This window comes from Serratia sp. JSRIV004, assembly GCF_019968705.1.
GTDB classification, from domain to species: Bacteria; Pseudomonadota; Gammaproteobacteria; order Enterobacterales; family Enterobacteriaceae; genus Chania; species Chania fonticola_B.
The window spans coordinates 5,151,793-5,169,963 of record NZ_CP074140.1 but is presented as its reverse complement, the minus strand read 5'-3'; the positions used below and the strand labels follow the sequence as shown (position 1 = coordinate 5,169,963).

Below are 18,171 nucleotides of genomic sequence, written 5' to 3'. Positions count from 1 at the left end.
GCCCTTAGCGCATTGAAATAAGTGTCCCCACCGGCTGGCAAGCATCCGGCGGGGATAATCGGTTCAGCTTACGCCAAAAGACGGGGTATTGAGCACAATTTTTTCGGCATTGGTTTACCCCATTTTCGGGTAGACCCCAGGCCCGATAGGCAGCCCCAGCATGTACCACACCACCAGCAGCAGGGTCCAGACGGCGAAGAACACCAGCGGATAGGGCATGATCAGCACGTAGTAGGTGCCGAGTTTGGCGTCTTTCAGGTAGCGTTGCAGAAAGCCAAGGAATAGCGGCAGGAATGGCGACATCGGTGCCAGCGGCAGCACGGATGAGTCTGCGATGCGGAAAATCATCTGGGCGAAGGCCGGGTGAAAGCCCAACAGCATAAACATCGGCACGAAGATCGGGGCCAGGATCGACCAGATGGCGGAGCCGCTGGCAATAAACATGCACAGGAAGGCAGACAGGAACATCAGGCCGAGGAACGCAGGAGCACCGCTCATTCCGGCCGCCTCCAGCAGATCCGTCAGGCCGATGGCCATAAACTTGCCCATGTTGCTCCAGTTGAAGAACGCTACAAACTGCGACAGCGGGAACACCATGACGATAAAGCCCGCCATGTTCTTCATCGGCTCCACCAGCTGGTTGGGGATATCGTCCGGGCGGCGGATGGTCTTGGTGACGACGCCGTAAGTGATGGCGACGGTGAAGAAGAACAGGATGATGATCGGCACAATGCCTTTAATAAAGGGCGAGGGGATCACCGAGCCGGTTTGCGGATCGCGCAGCGGGGCACCCTCCGGCACCACCAGCGCTGCCATCACGGCGATAAATACCAGCGCGGCGATCCCGCTCATCATCAGGCCACGGTTTTGTAATGGAGTGAGCACCTCTAGCTTGTCTTCGGCGGTGCCTTGCCATTTTGGTAGCCGTGGCTCGATAAACTTATCCGTTAGCAACGCGCCGGTAATGGTCAGGACGATCACCGAGGTGGCCATAAAGTACCAGTTGTCGATCACGCTGACGTGGATTGCGCCGTCAACCGCTTTGGCCGCTTCGGTACTGATGCCGGAAAGCAGCACATCGGTGGTGACAATCAGCAGGTTGGCGGTAAACCCCGAGCCGACACCGGCGATCGCCGCCAGTAGCCCGGCAATGGGATTACGCCCGACGGCCAGGAAGATCAACGCCCCCAGCGGCGGCATTACCACCAGTGCGGCATCGGAGGAAATATGGCTGAAGAAGGCGATAAACAGCACCATATAGCTGGCGTAGCCGGCGCTGACGTGTGAGGCCATTTTGTACATCAGCGCCTGCAACAGGCCGACCTTTTCCGCCAGACCGGCACCGATCACCAGCGCCAGGATCGCCCCCAATGGCGCAAATCCGCTGAAGTTGTGGATGATGTTGGGGAGGATCCATTGTATTCCCTCCACGCTCAGCAGATTTTTTACCTGGATCATCTCCCCGGTAGCCGGGTTTTTCACCACCAGACCCAACCAGGAAATGAGCGCGGTGGCGAGCATTAACACCACGATTAAATAAACGAATAACAGGAAGGGATTGGGGATTTTATTACCGATACGTTCTACCCAGTAAAAAATACGCCCGGGGCTTTTATTGGCGGATGATGCTATCTCACTCATGATATTACCCTCTTGTCCGTCATCAGATTTTTATAGTTTTATGGGTCGCTATGGAGTCCTGGCTCGGAACGGGAGCCAGAACGGTCGGGATTTACTTCAATGGGGAAGGTTTCACCCCCGCAGGGATGGGGCATTGATAAGGCTGTTCGGCACGTTGCTGGCGGAACTCCTCGCGGCAGGCGTTCAGCAAAGCGTTATCGCTCAGTAAGGCGACGGCGGTAGCGGCCATCACTTTACCTGCCAGACACATGCCCTTATGGGCTATTGAAGTGCGGCCCTGGGCGACCAACTGCCAGGTATGCAGCGGCGTGCCCAGAGCAAAGCAGGGGCTGAAGCACTGAGCCGTTGGCGTGACCCAACTAACGTCGCCGACGTCGGTAGAGCCGTACAGGATTTCTTGTGACTCTACGTAGGGAGCGACCTCGTCCATCAACACCTTATCGCCCAACTGCTTTACCCATTCCTGCCCAGCGACCCCACCAGTGCGTGAAATATTCAGTTTGGCATTGCGCAGGTCGTCCTTGCTGAGCGTTTGGCGGATCTCCGTGGCAAACCGCCGCTCTTCGTCGCTGTAATCCGGTAAGCCGAAATCGCACACGTATTGATACATCGCCTTTTCCAAGCGGCGATTGGGGATGTAGTTGGAGCAGGCTTTTTCAAAGTGCACCGTCATCTGTGTGTCGGTCATCAGCGCTGCACCTTTGGCAACGTTGACCAGGCGCTGGTAAATATCCTGCACCTGATCGAGTTGTGGAGCTCGCACCAGGTAAAGCACTTCGGCATCGGCCTGCACCACGTTGGGGGAGCTGCCGCCGGTATTGGTGACCGCATAATGCAGCCGGGCTTCCTGCACGATATGTTCACGCAAGAAGTTGGCTCCGGTGTTCATCAGCGTCACGGCATCCAGCGCGCTGCGGCCGAGATGCGGCGAGTTGGCCGCGTGAGCGGCGACGCCCTTGAAGCGGAACGCGGCCTGAATATTGGCCAGGCTGCTGGTATTGAACATGCCGCTGAAGCCTTCCGGGTGCCAGGTGAGGGCGGCATCCACATCGGCGAACAGCCCTTCACGCACCATAAAGGTTTTACCAGAGCCGCCTTCTTCTCCTGGACAGCCGTAAAAGCGTATCGTGCCGGTTAACTGTTGTTGTTCCATCCAGGCTTTAACCGCAAAGGCCCCGGCCAGTGCTGCGGTGCCGAGCAGGTTATGCCCACAGCCGTGACCATTGCCGTTTTCCACCAGCGGAGACGGGGTGGCACAGCCCGTCTGCTGGCTCAGACCGGCCAATGCATCGTATTCACCCAATAAGGCGATCACCGGATGGCCGCTACCGAAGCTGGCGATAAACGCCGTTTCAATGCCGCCAACGCCGCGTTCAACCGCAAAACCCTCTTGTTCCAAGGCGTTTGCCAGTAGTTCGGCGGAGTGGGTTTCGGTAAAGCGAGTTTCTGGGTGATCCCAGATCTCATCGCTTAAGGCACTGAAGTGGGCCTGATGGCTATCGATGTAATGATGAATAAAAGAGACCAGTTCCGGCTGTTTCATACTGCGCTCCCAAAAGTCGGTAGGTTCAGTGCCAGGGTAGCCAGCGTTTTTACCGCCACGGTGAGTACCTGCTCGTCAAAATCGAATTTCTCGTTGTGATGCCCGGCGCTGAGTTCGCAACCGAAAATCACATAGGATGCTTGCCCACCGTGAGATTTCACCCGTTCCATCATGTAGGTGGCATCCTCTGAGCCCGCAGCCTGCTCGCGGCGATCGACTACTGAAGCAAGCTCGCCGATGCTGAGTGCCTGGCGGTGGATGTAATCCACCCAAGGTTGCGTCGGCTGGCTGCTTTGCGCCGCGCCCATCAGGGCGATGTCGTATTCCACCCCCTGCATGGTGGCGGCTCCTTGGATGACGTTGAGCGCCTGCTGGTAGACAAACTCGTTGATCTCATTGGTGGCGCCGCGAGTCTCTACCTTCATAAAGGCGGAGTCTGCGATCACGTTACGGCCGGTGCCCGCTTGCAACACGCCAACGTTTATACGTGAGCTGCCTTCGCTGTGACGAGGGATGGCATACAGCCCAATGCTGGCTTGCGCCGCTGCCAGCAGGGCATTGCGGCCATCCTCCGGTTTGGCACCGGCATGGGATGCCACGCCACGGAAAGTGACGTCCAGCTTGGTGGTAGCCATAAAGCTGTCGCTGCCGCACACCAGTTCCCCGGCCGGTACGCCGGTGCCGATATGCACGGCGGTAAAGAAATCGACGTCATCGACCACGCCAGCTGCCACCATCGATTTGGCCCCGCGGGTACCTTCCTCGGCCGGTTGGAATATCAGCTTGATGCGGCCATGCAGTTGTGGCTCCAGGCTCTTGAATACCCGCGCCAACCCCAGGCCGATGGTGGTATGCCCATCGTGCCCGCAGGCGTGCATCATGCCGCTATTGCAGGAGGCGAAACCTTCACGGAACGGCAGATGGTCGGGATGCAGTAGTTCATTGAGATCGAGTGCGTCCATATCGACGCGAAAGGCGATGGTGGGGCCAGGGCGGCCGGTATCCAGCGTGGCGACAATGCCGGTAAAACCACCGGAAAAGAAGGGGAGCCACTTCGCCAGGGCACCTTGTTCGATGGCTCGTTGTTCTTGCGCCGCCAGGATTTGTGACGAGGGTAGCCCCATGCGGGCTTCGGCGTTAATCACCTCGCGGCCGAGTTGCAACTGATAACCTAATCGATCCAACTCTTCCGCCACCAGCGAAGCGGTACGGAATTCAAGCCAGCCAGATTCGGCATGGTGGTGGAAGTCACGGCGCCAGGCTTGCAGCTGCGGATACAGTTCGGTCACTAACGTTGAAAGCGGAGTGTTCATAGCAGTTTTCCATTAGTTATCACGCCTTGAATAAAATTCAGGCAGATGTGGTGCACTGACGAGGATCAGGCAATTAAATTAAAATTGAATATTTATGTAATTAGTTGCTAAAAAGCCGTGAAAGGCGCCTATTGAGCGCAATACTGCGTGTAAATAAGCGAAATGATGATTGGGTTATTTATTTTGTTTTTTTCGAATGTACACAATGGTATCGGGTTAAATAAGATGCCAATATCTTGCTACTGATAAACAACGGTTATCGCAAATCGCCTATGCCAGCCTCGATAAAATTGCACCAGTTACGCGCCTTTGTGGAAGTCAGCCGCCAGGGCAGTATCCGCGCCGCCAGCCGTACCTGTAACCTTTCCCAGCCTGCGTTGACCAAGTCGATTCAGGAGTTGGAAGAGGTGCTCGGCGCCAAGCTGTTTGTCCGCCGCAGCAAAGGGGTGGTATTAACCGACTGCGGCGATAACTTTTTTCAGCATGCCAGCCTGATCCTCGAAGAGCTGCGGGTAGCGCAGGAAGATATTCAGCAGCGGTTGGGGCTAGCGGGCGGCTCGGTCAATATCGGCGTTGGTGGCAGCGTTGCTCGCACGGTAATGCCGAAAGTGATCACCCAGTTTCACCGCGAATATCCCAATGTGAAGGTGCGCATCGTGGAGGGGCAACTGGTCTCGATGATCCCGGAGCTACGCCAGGGGGAGTTGGATTTTACCATTAATACCTACTACCCCAGCAGCATGGACAATGAGTTGAGCTTTGAGCGGCTGATGGAAAGAGAATACAAGGTGGTGGTACGCAAAGGGCACCCTTGTGAGAACGCCCGCACGCTCAAAGAGCTGCAACATTGCGATTGGACTATGCCAACCCCTAATGGCAGCTACTACCGCCTGCTACATGAACTGTTTGGTGATATGGGGATGGCTCCGGCGATCAGCGTCACCTGCGAAACCTTTATGGCCTGTACCAGCCTGGTGGCGCAGAGTGACTTTGTCAGCATTCTGTCGGTTGATGTGATTTCCGATCCTATCCTGGGCCGCCATCTGGTCGCGTTGGAATTGGACGAAGCCTTACCAAAAGCGACCTTTTACCTGATCCAACGCAAGGATACGACGCTCACGCCGATGGGCGCCTACCTGGCCCGCCTGTTCAGGCAGCATTGCCGGTAGCAGCTTCTCCGGGGGGCGTTAGCGGCGAATGCAGACGATCAGAGGATTAGTAAACCCTTTGATAATAATGGCATCTCTATCTAAATCCCTGATCTTTGAGTAAAACCCGATGCCAGGGGTTTGCGGTAACACTCTGTTTTGCCAAAGGTCTGCTGGCGTATTATCCGTAGGGTGGCTCTCTGTACGGGTAAAGACGATTTCGTTCACGTTTTCCAGCTCCGACGGGGCGACGGTAAAGTAGACGGTCCTTCTCAGGATATAGTCATGGCCCTTATTCTTGATTGAGCCGGAAAATTTCAAAATCCCGTCATAGGCCGACCTAAAAATGACGTCGACATGGGTGTTGACCTCAACTGCGTCAGCTTCATTGATTCTGAGGTGCGCGAACAGCTGAGCATCACAATGGAACGGCTTGCGGGACTGCACCTGATAAATATAAAAAAGGGTTGAACATAAACTAATAATCAACAGCAGGGCTACGACGATTTTTTTCATGTTATTACTCTACTGTTTTGTAATTTAGACAATTTTTATAGCTGGTTGCGTCAATTTTACTGCAGGCAGCGAGCAGCCGGACTCTGAAACGGTCGTTATTAGGGTGTGCTTCTGCATAAAAAACATCCAGATCTTCCCGCGAACAGTCTATGCCTTCCGCTGCTATCTCCTGGACGATTTTAGCCGTAAACTCTTTATTTGGCTTGTCGTCATTTAAGTTATAGATACTGCATTTTTCATGAGTCACCACGAAGTTCACGCTCTCTTTTTTGCTGTGTCTCAGCATGGTCGTGCCCGTTACCGTGGTCAGTAACAGTAAAAGAGCAAGTATGTAGATTATCATCTTGTGTTTTTTTAACGATAAATAGATAGATTGATGCTCTCCTTCCTCGGTCATTGTCGGTGGTAGGGTTTCTGAAGAGGTATTGGACTCCTCAGTGACAGGAACCCCGGTTACCGGTGCTTCTTCTGTTATTCCCTGCTCCGATTTTTGTATCGGATGGATTTCTGCATCCATTCTAAAACCGACGCGGGGAACGGTGGAAATGATATCCTTACTCACGCCGAGATTAGTGAAAGCTTTGCGTAACTCACTAATATGGTTGTTCAGGCTGGCATTCGACGGTGAAAAGCCATAGTCCGCCCAGACGTTTTTTAGCAGATCATCGCGAGCAAGGTTGACCCTATTGTTGTTAATCAACTCACTGAGTAATCGGGTTGCTGGCTTTGATAATTCAACAGATTGCTGAATGTCATTTTTAACCGTCAATATTCTATTGTCAGGATCAAAGATAATATTAAGGTTTATTATATATTTCATGGCGATAACCGAGCATCCTTGGTGTTAGTGTTGAACTGCGTCCAGTAATAAGAATAGTCTTAATGGCTTGACTGTGCGTAGGAATTTAGTGGTAACCCGCTACCGTAGTCAACCCTGATTTGAACTATTTTTTCAGCAATAATAACTAGTTGAATTCAAGACAGTATTACCTACTCGCTTATCGGTTTTTTTTTGCCCCAAACAGCATTAAATATATTAAAATCGATAATTTTAAGTCATTAAATCTAATTTTTATGTATTAAGTAGGTTATTTTGCTTGTTCGTTATCTGTTCATTAAGATTTATCGCAACGCCAAACCACTGGCAAAAGCGTTTAAAGAGTGTACGTAACGGTGAAATCGGTAACGAGCCAAATGCCACGAGTAAAGTGACGGTATCCTTCAATGGTAACGTAGCTGCCGTCGCAGGCCCTTGGATATTGCGGGCTAGCCTCGTCATTGAGGGTGCTAGCGGTCCCATTAAGCTGACTGAGCCAACCACCATCCAAAAGCTGCCAAAAGGCATAATCCCCTGAACTTCAGTGTCTATCTGCAGGGTGATGGTGCGTTTGCCACTGTTACCAAAGGTTAATTCAAGGCGGTTGCCAGCTTCACTTTAGCTGGCCAGTAATTAGCTACGTCATTATAGGAATAACCTATTTTAGGCATGCGGAGGTATCCGCACCCCTTGTTTGAGGGCAATAGCGTCAAGGATTATTTGCCATATAAACGAAACCCATATTATCGCGTGTTTTCTTGCCGATTCATAAGGAACTAAAATGACACCACATATTGTTATCACTATTCAGGATAGCAACCGTTATTTTGCTCTGGGCATTCAACATATTTTGCAGGACTATTTTCTAGCTAAAGGCTGTACATGGAGTTTTGTGCCGGTTGCGTCTGGGATCACGATCGACCTGATGGTTTGTGTCAACCCCTTTGGCTGGTCATCGCGGTTCAATGCTCGCCGGGAAAATCCGGTGAATCGACGGCTTGGGACGATTATCATAAATGATACGGCCGCTGAGAATGTAATACGTCAGCATGAGCCCGCACGATTAGGTCGCAAGGAACGGCCTGATGCCGTGGTGCGTTTGGTCGAGGAGATGTTTGAGCAGGCAAGTCAGTCGTCTTTGACAGACAATACGGTAAGTGTGTGTCGGCATTTGCATTTGACCCCGCGCGAGCGCGACGTTCTGCAAGGGATCTCACAGGAATTAACACCTGACGAGATCGCGAGTAAACTTTCGCTTAGCGTCAAGACCGTCAGCACCCATAAACTCACGGCGATGCGCAAGCTCGGTTTCAAGCGTAATGGCGAATTATATTACTGGCTGCGGCAAGGTGGCCTGTGGCAGGGAAATAGCCTGCAATAAACCAAATACAGGCGCTGGTATGGCAACCTCCGTAGCCAGCGGTTGGAGAGCGGAGCCTTTTGTTGAGCCCTATGGCACCAAGGTGATTATCGGGTTCGATAATTCCTAATTATGCCGACTTGTTTGCGCCGTATTGTTTTTTCTCAATGCTTACGACACTATCTCAGGCAAAATTCTCTCGGGATGAGAGTGACCACTGGAGATAAGTAAGAATAACGATGAAAAAACTTATAATAGCCGCGGTGGTCTCAACCATCGCTGGTACCAGCCAGTTCGCACTGGCCTCTTCCGATGAAACTGGCTGCCGCTGGAGCGATTATTGCGCAATGAGTGGTGTGCCCTACCTGGCCGCCGATAATGACACCCGCGTCAATCTGCTGATGCTGGCAGCGGGAATGCGCAATCTACCCGTAGCACTATCGTCGTTGCCGCAGGATATTAGCCGCAGCAGAGGATACACGTTTGGCGTGTTCCCTGGGGAAACCGCGCCTGCAACCGATCAGCCCACCGCACCAGGCCAAACGGCACCACAGGACGATCCTCTTGATGCGCTAGCATTAAGCCTGGGCATTAAACCGTCGGGGTTGACCGGTTTTTCAGCCGAATATGAAGGCCGCTGGATCTCTAATAATCCGCTGTCACTCAGCCAATTTTTCCAGACCCTGCTGGCAGACCAACAGCTAGATCATGCCGAACGCGATTTACTGGCGTTGCGCCGGGCCAAAATTTATCGGGGTGAAGCGCAGCCGGAGCAATTTTTACCGTTGATGGCAAACTATGCCGCAGGTTCCCATGCGGCGGCGTTCAGAGATTATCTCACCAGTGCGGAACAATTTTATCAGGGGCAGTTTACCGATGCGGATACCGGTTTCCAACGGCTTAAAGAGTCAGATCAGCCATGGGTAGCAGAAACCGCCGCTTATATGCTGTTCCGCGTGGCCTTGAACCAGATCACTGAAAATGCCACGGATCAGTACGGCATGTTCGATCCGCAGCGGGCCGATAAAGAGGCGGGCGCCCTGGCATTGCAACGTGCGCAGGCCTATCTGGCCGCTTATCCCAAAGGCGAATATGTGGCTTCCGTGCAGGGACTGCAGCGCCGGGTGAATTGGTATCTGTCCGACTGGCCGCGTTTGGCACAGCTGTATGAAAGCGAGATCACCGCCGCCACCGATATCAATACGCTTGGCGCGATGATTGATGAAGGGGACCAAATTCTGCTGAGCCGCAACATTCCGTATGACAGTGCAGAGCCACCTTTTGTCAGCAGTGCCGATGCCCCGTTGTTGACCTTCACCCAAACCATGAAGTGGCTGCGCAAATACAATCTCGATAACCCGTCGATGCCGAAAGTGACCGATGAGATGCTGCAGGGGTACAAACCGATGTTTGTTGCCGCCAATCAGTTGCCGCTCTGGGAATATATGCATAATGCCTGGCTGTTCTATCAGCAAAAGGATTATGCCGCGGTCACCAAGGCGATCCAGCCAGCGGCACAGCTGGCAGCAAACGATCTCATCGCGTTCAGCCAGCAACTCCTTTACGGCGATGCCCTGGTGATGCAGGAAAACTGGCAGGGTGCAGAAGCCCATTGGCGTCATCTGCTTGGTATGAAACTTGCCCCTTATCAGCAACAGTATCTGCAACTGATGTTGGCCACCGCCTTGGTGCAGGAAAATAAAACCGCGGCTATTTTTGCCCCAGACAGCCCAATCAATAATCTGCGTTACCGCTCAGTGGTGCTCAAAAGCCTGGCCAATAAAGCGTTGTTGCAACAGCAGGCCGCTGGTGCGCCTAACGATGAAGAAAAGACCATCGCACTGCATACGCTGTTGTTCAAGGATTTGATGGTGGGCGACTATCAGGGGTTTATTGACGACAGCCAACTGAAAAAACACATCAAACAGAAGCCTGAGCCGCAGGTATTTGGTGATGTCGCACTCAGCGTTTTCGATTGGGATGGCAGCCGGACCGAACCTGGCTATTTCTGTTCATCTTTAGACGCTAACGTTGCCGTGTTGGCGAAGAACAAGAGCGATCCACATGCCATGAACTGCGTGGCTGAGTTCTTGCGTACCACCTTTGCCGATATCAGCACCGAAGCGGAAATGGGGGGCAATGAACAGTTGGATGACTTGGCTGGGGCCGAACTGAGTAAAGATAAAGCGCATGGCAGATTAAAATATTATCAGCAAGTGATCGCCGATCCCAAGGCCGAACCGGAAGATAAAACCTATGCGCTGTACCGGGCGGTGATGTGTTTCTCTCCTTCCGGCTACAACAGCTGCGATCGGCAGGAGATCTCGCAAAAAACTCGCCAACGCTGGTTTAACCTGTTGAAGAGCCAGTATAAAGGTAACCAATGGGAACAAAAGCTCAAATACTATTGGTGATGCGTTTTTTGCTGCTGCTGTGGTTGCCGATCTTTGCAACCGCCGCAGCGGCGGATAACGCAGCTGGCCGATATGTGAATGCGCATGATTACCGCGCATTCTGGCTTTGGTCCGGCGTTTGGCCGCAGCCTGCGTTGCAGCAGGCCGATCTGCTCTATCTCCATCAGGGTGAAATCGTGAACGGCCGCCAGGGCGCTCGTTTTCTGAAGTTGGGGTTGCCGTTGAGCAAGCTCCAGGCACCCGCCATCTGGATCACCGTACGTGTCGCAACCCTGGATATGTCTGACGAGGTATTGGCCTCGGCGGTGCGCATGCCTGCCCGTTGGGCTGCGGCAGGCAATCGGGTGGTAGGGCTACAGATCGACTTTGATGCGGCAACCTATCAACTGGATAAGTACTCGGAGTTTCTCGACAAGCTGCGCGGTCGGTTACCCAAAGAATATGCTTTGGGAGTGACTGGCCTGCTCGATTGGGCAAAGACCGGCAACGTCAGCCAGTTGAATGCGTTGCCAATCGATGAGTTAGTGATCCAAACCTATCAGGGGCGGCGCACGGTCACGGAATATGAACGCTATCTCCCCGCGCTGCTTAAGCTGCAAATTCCCTTCAAAATCGGTCTGGTGCAGCAGGGTGACTGGAACTCCGAGTGGCAACGGCGGCTGGCCACATCGCCTTATTATCGCGGTGAGGTGGTTTTTTTGTTGAATACCATTAGGAAAACGTCCTTAGGAGATAACAATGATTAACTTTACGGCCAGTCAGGCCAAAACCCAGTTTAAACAAATGATGGCTACAGCCCAGCGTGAACCAGTTTGTATCACCCAAAACGGTAAACCCTCCGTAGTGGTCATGCCTGTTGAGGACTACAATACGTTTGCAGAGTTTAAGCTACAAAACCTGTGCGCCAAGCTTGAGCACTCTATTAATCAAGCCAAACTAGGACGGTTACATGATGGGGAGTTGGTATTTGACGAACTGATAAACGATATATGATGGGTTAGTAGCCTACTTCAATCGACCATTATATGTGAGGCGCTGCATGCCGTACCCATCCAAATCCCGTACCAGCCTTTAACCCCACCACTAAACACTGACTAAACAGCCGGGGATTTTACCCGTGTTTAGTAATGCCATGGCGCTGGGCTTGATAGCTTTCACAAAAGCATCACGCAACTGCGGCACGGCCAGTAAAGTCGCTTGATTGAGTGATATCTCCGCTATAAATTGATCTGCATCGTTTCACTAAAACGATACAGATAATGCCAGGTCACATATTTAATATGTTGATTATACAGTTATTTAATGGCATTCCGTGCGTAAGTTAACCAATTAACGTTAGCACCGGAGGGGGAGCGAAAACATGGCCAACATTCGTGATGTCGCGCATCTCGCCGGTGTTTCCGTGAGCAGCGTTTCCAACGTGTTAAATGGGCGCAGCAATCAAATGCGCCCGGAAACCCGACTGCGTATCGAACAGGCGATGCGCGAATTGAACTATCAGCCCAACAGAGTGGCGCAGCAGTTGAAAACCGGGCATGCCCGGATGATCGGTCTGCTGGTTCCCTCGATCGTCAATCCCAGCTTTTCTGCCCTGGCTCGCGAGGTTGACCTGGCGGCTAAAGAACACCGCTATCGGGTGTTGTTGGGCAACACCTATCGGCAAGAAGATGAAGAGCGCACCTTTATCGAAGATATGTTCGCCCATGGGGTGCGCGGCATTATCGTTGCGGCGAGTGATATCCGTAAGACCCATTTTGCACAGGCTGCCGAAATGGGAATGATGATCGTCAACTACGATAACCGCATGGCGGGGAGCTTTACCGCTGATGCCCGGTTATTCGACAGCGTCTCAATGGACAACGTAGAGGCCGGGCGATTGGCGGCTCAACACCTGATCGAACGCGGTTGCCGCAATATCGTCTTTGCCACCGAGGCCAGCCTGACCATGAGCCGCAGCCATAAGATTGAAGGATTTCTCACCGTGGTGCGTAATCATCGGCTGCCCGCTCAGCAACGGCTAATAGAAGGCAAAGCTAGCGGAGAGTATGGCGATACCGAGATGGCCGAACTGGGTTTTACCCTGGCCGCTCAGGTACTTGCTCTTTCTCCGCGCCCAGATGGCGTAGTGGCTATCAACGATGCTCTGGGGATCGGCCTGCTGGCAGGGCTGCGGGAGGCTGGAGTGGCGGTGCCTGGTGAGATATCGGTAGTGGGTATCGACAATATTCCGCTCTCGGGGCTGGTGTGGCCAGCGCTGACCTCCGTCATGCCACCGCTTGCCGAGATGGCTCAGGTGATGGTCGAGCGCTTATTGCAACGCGTAGGGGATCCTACATTAGTCCCTGAAGAGTTTATTTTCCCGCCGACGTTAGTCAGCCGCCAGTCGGTAATAACCATTACGCCATAACGCGAATAGCGTAACGAGAACGATTAAATAGCATTACTTATTATCAGGTAAATATACCTGTATCCATCAGGCATGCCTGTAGCAGATTATTATTCCGATTAACAACATTGGAAGTATTCTATTATGCAAAAAAGAACGCCTCAGGAAATTGAACGCAGTGCCATCAGGAAAATGACGCTGAATATTGTCCCATTAATGATCTTATTATACTTTCTGGCTTTTTTGGATCGTAATAATATGGCCTATGCGGCAATTGCTCTGGAAGATAGCCTGGGGTTAACCGCCTCGGCCTTTGGCTTTGCCTCTGGGATATTCTTTATCGGCTATTTTATGTTTGAGATCCCCAGTAATGCGGGAACCATCAAGTTCGGCCCACGTATCTGGTTTGCCAGGATCCTTATCACCTGGGGGATATTTGCCGTGCTGATGGGGTTTGTCCGCACGCCGATGGAGCTGTATATCTGTAGGTTTATGCTGGGAGTCTGTGAGGCGGGATTTTTCCCCTCGGTCGTCTATTACTTCACGGTATTTTTCCCGGAGAAGTACCGTACCAAGATCCTCGGCATGTTTATCATCGTACAGCCGTTGTCGAACGCTATTGGCTCACCGATTTCCGGGCTGATCCTTAACATCGAACATGGCTGGTTTGGCCTGGAACCCTGGCAGTGGCTGTTTATCCTCGAAGGTGTTCCGCCGGTGATTATTGGCCTGCTTATTCCTTTTATTATCAAGAACTCACCGAAGGATGTGGGCTATCTCGATGTGGAAGAGAAAGCCTGGCTAATGGACAATGCCACCCGCAGCAAATCGGGTTCCAAGGTCAAGCTGTCTGATTTCGTGCAGGGGATAAAAAATAAAAAGTATCTGTTATACGCCATGTTGAATTTTGGCATGGTGTGTGGGATCTACGGCTTCGGGATGTGGCTGCCCTCCATCATCACAGCTATCTCCGGGGATGATATTTTCCACGTGAGCCTGATTGCCTTTATTCCCTACGGATTGGCCGCCTTGCTGGTTTATCCGTGGAGCCTGTGGGCCAGTAAAAGCAAAAAAATCGGCGTGTTTGCCGGCATCAGCATGATTGTCGCCGCCTTTGGCCTGATAGGTGCCGTGGTATTCTTTAACTACAACGTATTTGTCGCGCTGATGTTCCTGAGTGTTGCTGCGATAGGTATCTATACCTCGGTTCCTTCATTCCTTTCCATGCCCGCCAATATTTCAACCGGGGCGGCGGCAGCGGCCGGACTTGCGGTGGTGAGCTGTATCGGCAATATCGGAGGTTTTGTCGCGCCTTACGTGGTCGGGTTATTAAAGGACGTCACTAACAGTAATACTCCGGGGCTGGTTTTCCTGTCGCTGTGTTTATTGGTTACCGGATTGATCTGCATTTTTTACTGCGCCAAACAGCGTGAAGGCGTTATTCGCTCATAACTGGTTTTATCTACAAATAATCGAGAGGCAATAAAATGGGAAATCTAACGGGTAAGAAAGTGTTTATTACCGGGGCCGAGCAGGGGATTGGCAAAGCTACCGCAGAGCAGTTGATTAACGCCGGGTGTGACATCTACATCCACTATTTCAGCGGTGAAGAGGGGCCAAAGGAACTGGCTGACTTAGCCCATTCGCGCGGTCAACGCGCCGCCTATGGTTATGCAGATTTAACCGATACCGCAGATACCCAGCGATGCGTCTCTGCCGCCGCCGAGTTTTTGGGGGGGATAGACATACTGATCAATAACGTGGGCGGCATTATCGCCCGTAAATGGTTAGGCGAGATCGACCGTCAATTCTGGCAGACGGTGATTGATGTCAATATGACGACCATGCTGAACGTCACGCAAAGCGCGCTACCTTACTTAAAAAGCGCCAAGGACGGAGCCAGCATCGTCAATCTGGCCTCACTGGCTGGTCGTTCCGGCGGGCATTCTGGTTCACTGGTTTACTCCATGGCCAAAGGGGCGGTATTAACCTGGACCCGCTCCCTGGCGGCGGAACTGGGAGAACATGGAATCAGGGTCAACGCCGTAGCGCCGGGGCTTATTCTTGGCACTCGCTTCCATAACCTGCATACCAGTAAAGAATCTGCCGATGAAACCATCCACGGCATTCCCCTTGGCCGCGCGGGGAGCCCGGAGGACGTTGCTCGGGTGATTAAATTCCTCGCCTCGGAATATGACGGCTTCGTCTCTGGCGCCACAATTGATATTAACGGCGGCATTTACCGTATGTGAGCCTACCCAGCCGCTGATAAACCGCATCAGATTCATTACATAGGGGCGCTGCACATGCTGCGCCCACCTGTCTTCCCTACTGGAAAGCACTATGATCAAGGCCGACATTATTCATCCGCAACTGTTGTGCGCCCTGGCGCTGTGCGGGCATAAAACCCAGATCCTCATCGCCGATGGTAACTATTCGTTCGTCACCAACTCGTCGAAAGAGGCCACCATTGTCTATCTGAACCTGGCCCCAGGAATGATCGCCAGCAGCGTGATATTAGATAAAGTGCTCAAGCACATTAACGTGGAACACGCCTCAATGATGGCCTGGCCGCAGGACTTCACTAACACCATCGCTACCGAATATCAGCAACTGCTGCCTGACGGTTGTCCCATCGATTACCTCAACCGCGAGGCTTTCTATCATGCGGCAAAATCACAGGAGACATTACTGGTGATCGCTAGCGGTGAGATGCGGCGCTTTGCCAACCTGCTGCTGACGGTGGCACCGGTTTCTCTGGCTGATTGAATGCGGGTTATCTTTGCGGGAGGGGCCTCTGTTGGCTACTGACAGAAACTGTCAACAGTGCAGGTTACTCTTGGTTTTTGTGGGTAGGAAAATCCTGAAAATTGCCCCTGATACTGACAAGGACACTCCGATGATACGTGCTATTACCCTCCTGACTGAAAACTTTTCCGATTGGGAAACCGCGTTGATCAATTCGACGGGGCGTGGGTACTACGGTTTTGACTGCCGTTTTGCCACTCCTGGCGCAGCCCAGGTCATCTCTTCAGGTGGCATGCTGGTTACCCCCCATCTGGCAATAGAAGCCATTCAGCCTGATGAAGTCGATCTGCTGATTGTCTGCGGGGGCACTATCTGGCAAACCGCACAGGCACCGGATATCACCGCCTTGGTTGCTGCGGCTTATCAAAGTCACGCTATCGTCGCGGGGATTTGCGATGGCACTCGCGTTTTAGCGCAGGCGGGCGTGCTTGATGAGGTACGCCATACTTCCAATTCGGCAGAAAACCTGTTGAGCCTGAACTATGGCGGTGCGCAACACTATCAGGATGTGCCTTATGCCATCGCCGATCGCCGCGTTATCACGGCACCAGGTACCGCACCGGTCAGCTTTATGGCCGCAATCTTGCGTACTCTGGGTCTGGGGGATGAAAACCTCAATGCCTATCTTGCGATGCATGCTGCGGAGCACCGCAAGCCAGGCTAGTCCACTGTTATAAATAGCCTCCGAGAACCCCCTCACGTTGAGACCGGCTCTCTCTGGACGAGGGGGTCTGGTTGTTTGTGCGCAGACAAGGCCGCATAAGGGCGGTCTTTTCTCTGCCGTACCACTAACTGTGCCGGAGAGATGAGAGTGGTTTCTGCGGGCACCTTTGGTTGCAGTGGCAAACGTGGCAGATTGATTGACGACCGTTCGTTCAGATAGTGTCCTCCCCCCTGCAGCAGCCATTGATACAGCTCCTGATTGCATCTGAAATTGAGCTTGCGCATGGCGTTCTGCTTATGGGCATTGGCGGTTTTATTGCTGATTTGCAAATAGTTGCCGGTATCCTGCCCGTTCATTCCCATGTGTATACAGCGCAACACCTCCTCTTCCCGCGACGTCAAAGGAGTCATACATGTGCAATCGTGGCTTGATGCTATTAGCGATGCGAAGGGCGAAAACAGCACGCTATCCAACCGCTCGTATAATGAGGATAACGGCTGGTGGCGGTACAGCGCCCTGGTATGGCATTGTTCGCAATGCACTCTTGGCTTGAGCTGGTTTTTGTTGCGCCCCTGCTCAGTGATAAAGAATACCATCGGATGATTTTTCCGCTGATGCAAGCGGTAATGCCATGGGTAGCTAGTGACCAGATCGCCCAGGAAAATGATGTCGATATCGCTGCCAACCTGTGTTTCCTCAAGCAGACGGATGTCCTGCTGATGGGCCTGAAAATAGGCTTGCAGCCCCAAGCCCAGACCATAGGTAAAATAACGGTCAGCATCGATTATCATGATGGACAGAGGTTGTTTCATGGCATGAGTTCCTTTCAACCGGCGTGTCTGCCTTACGTGAAACACCATGGCAGACACGGGATAGATAAATGTCAGTAGAAAAAAATCAAACACAAGTCAGAAGGGGGAGGCGTATTTAGCCTTCCGCCGCAACGGGCTGCGCTTCCCTTTTTTCATGATGTTTAGGTGATGGCGAGGGTTCAGCAATATACCAGCGTAAACTGTTATTGACAGCGCCAGAGGTAACATAAGCTTTTTTGTTTTCAACTAATCGCAGCAGATAGTAACGAGCAAGGTATATTGTTGTCTCGGAGTATTCTGCGATTTCCCGTGTCTTGGGCCATTGAACCTGCGGGGGAACGCCTGTGTGATGAATGTCGCGCTTGCAAAGGGTTTGTAGGGCAATAAAAACATTATTTAGCTGCTTTTCCCTTTCTTTATTGGTGCGATAAGACATGTCACTACCTCCTTTTAATGCGTCTTGATGGGTGCTATTCGGAATGGAATAATCCTATGCTGCTGTCTTTTGTTGCTAACTTTTCTAGGTGATCACAGGGGAATACTGTCAGAATCATAACCCCCATTTCTTCCTTATGAGGCGTCAGTTTACCATTCTAAGCTATCATGGACTATTGTTTCGTGAAAACCAAATTTACGATCAATGAGTTCGCAAATATCGCGTTTTGCAGCATAAAATACTAAGTAATTCGTTTTTGCGACCGTAGTCGTCGCAATAAGAATATTCTTGCATATAAATAAGGTTTTTATGG

The 18,171-nt window shown here is 52.1% G+C and carries 17 protein-coding genes; 10 read left to right on the top strand and 7 right to left on the bottom strand.

Going from position 1 to position 18,171, the window contains the following annotated elements; translation table 11 throughout:
* Window positions 1–114 precede the first annotated feature (114 nt).
* From abgT to KGP21_RS24545, 3 genes are all read right to left on the bottom strand, one after another.
* A complete protein-coding gene (gene abgT / locus KGP21_RS24555) occupies window positions 115–1,641 on the bottom strand; it encodes a p-aminobenzoyl-glutamate transporter (protein WP_021806831.1) in 1,527 nt (508 codons plus the stop codon).
* Window positions 1,642–1,732: 91 nt separating this feature from the next.
* Window positions 1,733–3,184 carry a M20 family metallopeptidase gene (locus KGP21_RS24550; RefSeq protein ID WP_223500395.1) on the bottom strand — a complete coding sequence of 484 codons (1,452 nt, stop codon included), beginning with the start codon at window positions 3,182–3,184 and terminating at the stop codon, window positions 1,733–1,735.
* Entirely contained in the window at window positions 3,181–4,497 is a 1,317-nt protein-coding gene (locus KGP21_RS24545) for a M20 family metallo-hydrolase (RefSeq protein WP_021806829.1), read from the bottom strand. The genes KGP21_RS24550 and KGP21_RS24545 overlap by 4 nt, the downstream gene beginning before the upstream one ends.
* Window positions 4,498–4,769: 272 nt before the next feature.
* On the opposite strand from KGP21_RS24545, the gene KGP21_RS24540 reads away from it, so the two are divergent.
* On the top strand, window positions 4,770–5,666 hold the full coding sequence (locus KGP21_RS24540) for a LysR family transcriptional regulator (RefSeq protein WP_021806828.1): 897 nt from the start codon (window positions 4,770–4,772) through the stop codon (window positions 5,664–5,666).
* 18 nt (window positions 5,667–5,684) lie between these two features.
* On the opposite strand, the gene KGP21_RS24535 is transcribed toward KGP21_RS24540, so the two are convergent.
* Window positions 5,685–6,161: a hypothetical protein gene (locus KGP21_RS24535; protein ID WP_037376198.1), complete on the bottom strand. Its 477-nt coding sequence runs from the start codon at window positions 6,159–6,161 to the stop codon at window positions 5,685–5,687.
* Window positions 6,162–6,165: 4 nt separating this feature from the next.
* Window positions 6,166–6,981 carry a winged helix-turn-helix domain-containing protein gene (locus KGP21_RS24530; RefSeq protein ID WP_021806827.1) on the bottom strand — a complete coding sequence of 272 codons (816 nt, stop codon included), beginning with the start codon at window positions 6,979–6,981 and terminating at the stop codon, window positions 6,166–6,168.
* 778 nt (window positions 6,982–7,759) lie between these two features.
* On the opposite strand from KGP21_RS24530, the gene KGP21_RS24525 reads away from it, so the two are divergent.
* The 9 genes from KGP21_RS24525 to KGP21_RS24485 all read left to right on the top strand — a co-directional run bounded on the left by KGP21_RS24525 (window position 7,760) and on the right by KGP21_RS24485 (window position 16,610).
* Window positions 7,760–8,359 (top strand): LuxR C-terminal-related transcriptional regulator, encoded by a 600-nt coding sequence (locus tag KGP21_RS24525; RefSeq protein ID WP_021806826.1) that lies wholly within the window; start codon window positions 7,760–7,762, stop codon window positions 8,357–8,359.
* Window positions 8,360–8,577: 218 nt separating this feature from the next.
* Window positions 8,578–10,752 (top strand): hypothetical protein, encoded by a 2,175-nt coding sequence (locus tag KGP21_RS24520; protein ID WP_223500394.1) that lies wholly within the window; start codon window positions 8,578–8,580, stop codon window positions 10,750–10,752.
* Window positions 10,722–11,498, top strand: a complete 777-nt coding sequence (locus KGP21_RS24515) for a DUF3142 domain-containing protein (RefSeq protein ID WP_223500393.1) — start codon at window positions 10,722–10,724, stop codon at window positions 11,496–11,498. The genes KGP21_RS24520 and KGP21_RS24515 overlap by 31 nt, the downstream gene beginning before the upstream one ends.
* Window positions 11,491–11,745 (top strand): type II toxin-antitoxin system Phd/YefM family antitoxin, encoded by a 255-nt coding sequence (locus KGP21_RS24510; RefSeq protein WP_223500391.1) that lies wholly within the window; start codon window positions 11,491–11,493, stop codon window positions 11,743–11,745. Before KGP21_RS24515 ends, KGP21_RS24510 begins: the two co-directional genes overlap by 8 nt.
* 367 nt (window positions 11,746–12,112) lie before the next feature.
* Window positions 12,113–13,159, top strand: coding sequence for a LacI family DNA-binding transcriptional regulator (locus KGP21_RS24505; protein WP_179248398.1), 1,047 nt, complete (start codon window positions 12,113–12,115; stop codon window positions 13,157–13,159).
* 123 nt (window positions 13,160–13,282) lie between these two features.
* Window positions 13,283–14,590 carry an MFS transporter gene (locus KGP21_RS24500; RefSeq protein ID WP_209529861.1) on the top strand — a complete coding sequence of 436 codons (1,308 nt, stop codon included), beginning with the start codon at window positions 13,283–13,285 and terminating at the stop codon, window positions 14,588–14,590.
* 35 nt (window positions 14,591–14,625) lie between these two features.
* A complete protein-coding gene (locus KGP21_RS24495; protein ID WP_021806802.1) occupies window positions 14,626–15,390 on the top strand; it encodes an SDR family NAD(P)-dependent oxidoreductase in 765 nt (254 codons plus the stop codon).
* A gap of 91 nt (window positions 15,391–15,481) precedes the next feature.
* A complete protein-coding gene (locus tag KGP21_RS24490; protein WP_021806801.1) occupies window positions 15,482–15,907 on the top strand; it encodes an RbsD/FucU domain-containing protein in 426 nt (141 codons plus the stop codon).
* A gap of 130 nt (window positions 15,908–16,037) precedes the next feature.
* Window positions 16,038–16,610, top strand: coding sequence for a type 1 glutamine amidotransferase family protein (locus KGP21_RS24485; RefSeq protein ID WP_098929790.1), 573 nt, complete (start codon window positions 16,038–16,040; stop codon window positions 16,608–16,610).
* Between the two features lie 32 nt (window positions 16,611–16,642).
* On the opposite strand, the gene KGP21_RS24480 is transcribed toward KGP21_RS24485, so the two are convergent.
* A complete protein-coding gene (locus KGP21_RS24480) occupies window positions 16,643–17,422 on the bottom strand; it encodes a helix-turn-helix transcriptional regulator (protein ID WP_021806799.1) in 780 nt (259 codons plus the stop codon).
* 115 nt (window positions 17,423–17,537) lie between these two features.
* Complete coding sequence (locus tag KGP21_RS24475) at window positions 17,538–17,858, bottom strand: FaeA/PapI family transcriptional regulator (protein WP_024529112.1); 321 nt, start codon at window positions 17,856–17,858, stop codon at window positions 17,538–17,540.
* Window positions 17,859–18,171: the final 313 nt, after the last annotated feature.

Bases quoted from the DNA above. Each gene is read 5' to 3' on its own strand.
- KGP21_RS24540 (WP_021806828.1), top strand. From the start codon at position 4,770: ATGCCAGCCTCGATAAAATTGCACCAGTTACGCGCCTTTGTGGAAGTC.
- KGP21_RS24475 (WP_024529112.1), bottom strand. From the start codon at position 17,858: ATGTCTTATCGCACCAATAAAGAAAGGGAAAAGCAGCTAAATAATGTT.
- KGP21_RS24550 (WP_223500395.1), bottom strand. From the start codon at position 3,184: ATGAAACAGCCGGAACTGGTCTCTTTTATTCATCATTACATCGATAGC.
- KGP21_RS24490 (WP_021806801.1), top strand. From the start codon at position 15,482: ATGATCAAGGCCGACATTATTCATCCGCAACTGTTGTGCGCCCTGGCG.
- abgT (WP_021806831.1), bottom strand. From the start codon at position 1,641: ATGAGTGAGATAGCATCATCCGCCAATAAAAGCCCCGGGCGTATTTTT.
- KGP21_RS24535 (WP_037376198.1), bottom strand. From the start codon at position 6,161: ATGAAAAAAATCGTCGTAGCCCTGCTGTTGATTATTAGTTTATGTTCA.
- KGP21_RS24500 (WP_209529861.1), top strand. From the start codon at position 13,283: ATGCAAAAAAGAACGCCTCAGGAAATTGAACGCAGTGCCATCAGGAAA.
- KGP21_RS24515 (WP_223500393.1), top strand. From the start codon at position 10,722: ATGGGAACAAAAGCTCAAATACTATTGGTGATGCGTTTTTTGCTGCTG.
- KGP21_RS24495 (WP_021806802.1), top strand. From the start codon at position 14,626: ATGGGAAATCTAACGGGTAAGAAAGTGTTTATTACCGGGGCCGAGCAG.
- KGP21_RS24510 (WP_223500391.1), top strand. From the start codon at position 11,491: ATGATTAACTTTACGGCCAGTCAGGCCAAAACCCAGTTTAAACAAATG.
- KGP21_RS24485 (WP_098929790.1), top strand. From the start codon at position 16,038: ATGATACGTGCTATTACCCTCCTGACTGAAAACTTTTCCGATTGGGAA.
- KGP21_RS24480 (WP_021806799.1), bottom strand. From the start codon at position 17,422: ATGAAACAACCTCTGTCCATCATGATAATCGATGCTGACCGTTATTTT.
- KGP21_RS24530 (WP_021806827.1), bottom strand. From the start codon at position 6,981: ATGAAATATATAATAAACCTTAATATTATCTTTGATCCTGACAATAGA.
- KGP21_RS24525 (WP_021806826.1), top strand. From the start codon at position 7,760: ATGACACCACATATTGTTATCACTATTCAGGATAGCAACCGTTATTTT.
- KGP21_RS24520 (WP_223500394.1), top strand. From the start codon at position 8,578: ATGAAAAAACTTATAATAGCCGCGGTGGTCTCAACCATCGCTGGTACC.
- KGP21_RS24545 (WP_021806829.1), bottom strand. From the start codon at position 4,497: ATGAACACTCCGCTTTCAACGTTAGTGACCGAACTGTATCCGCAGCTG.
- KGP21_RS24505 (WP_179248398.1), top strand. From the start codon at position 12,113: ATGGCCAACATTCGTGATGTCGCGCATCTCGCCGGTGTTTCCGTGAGC.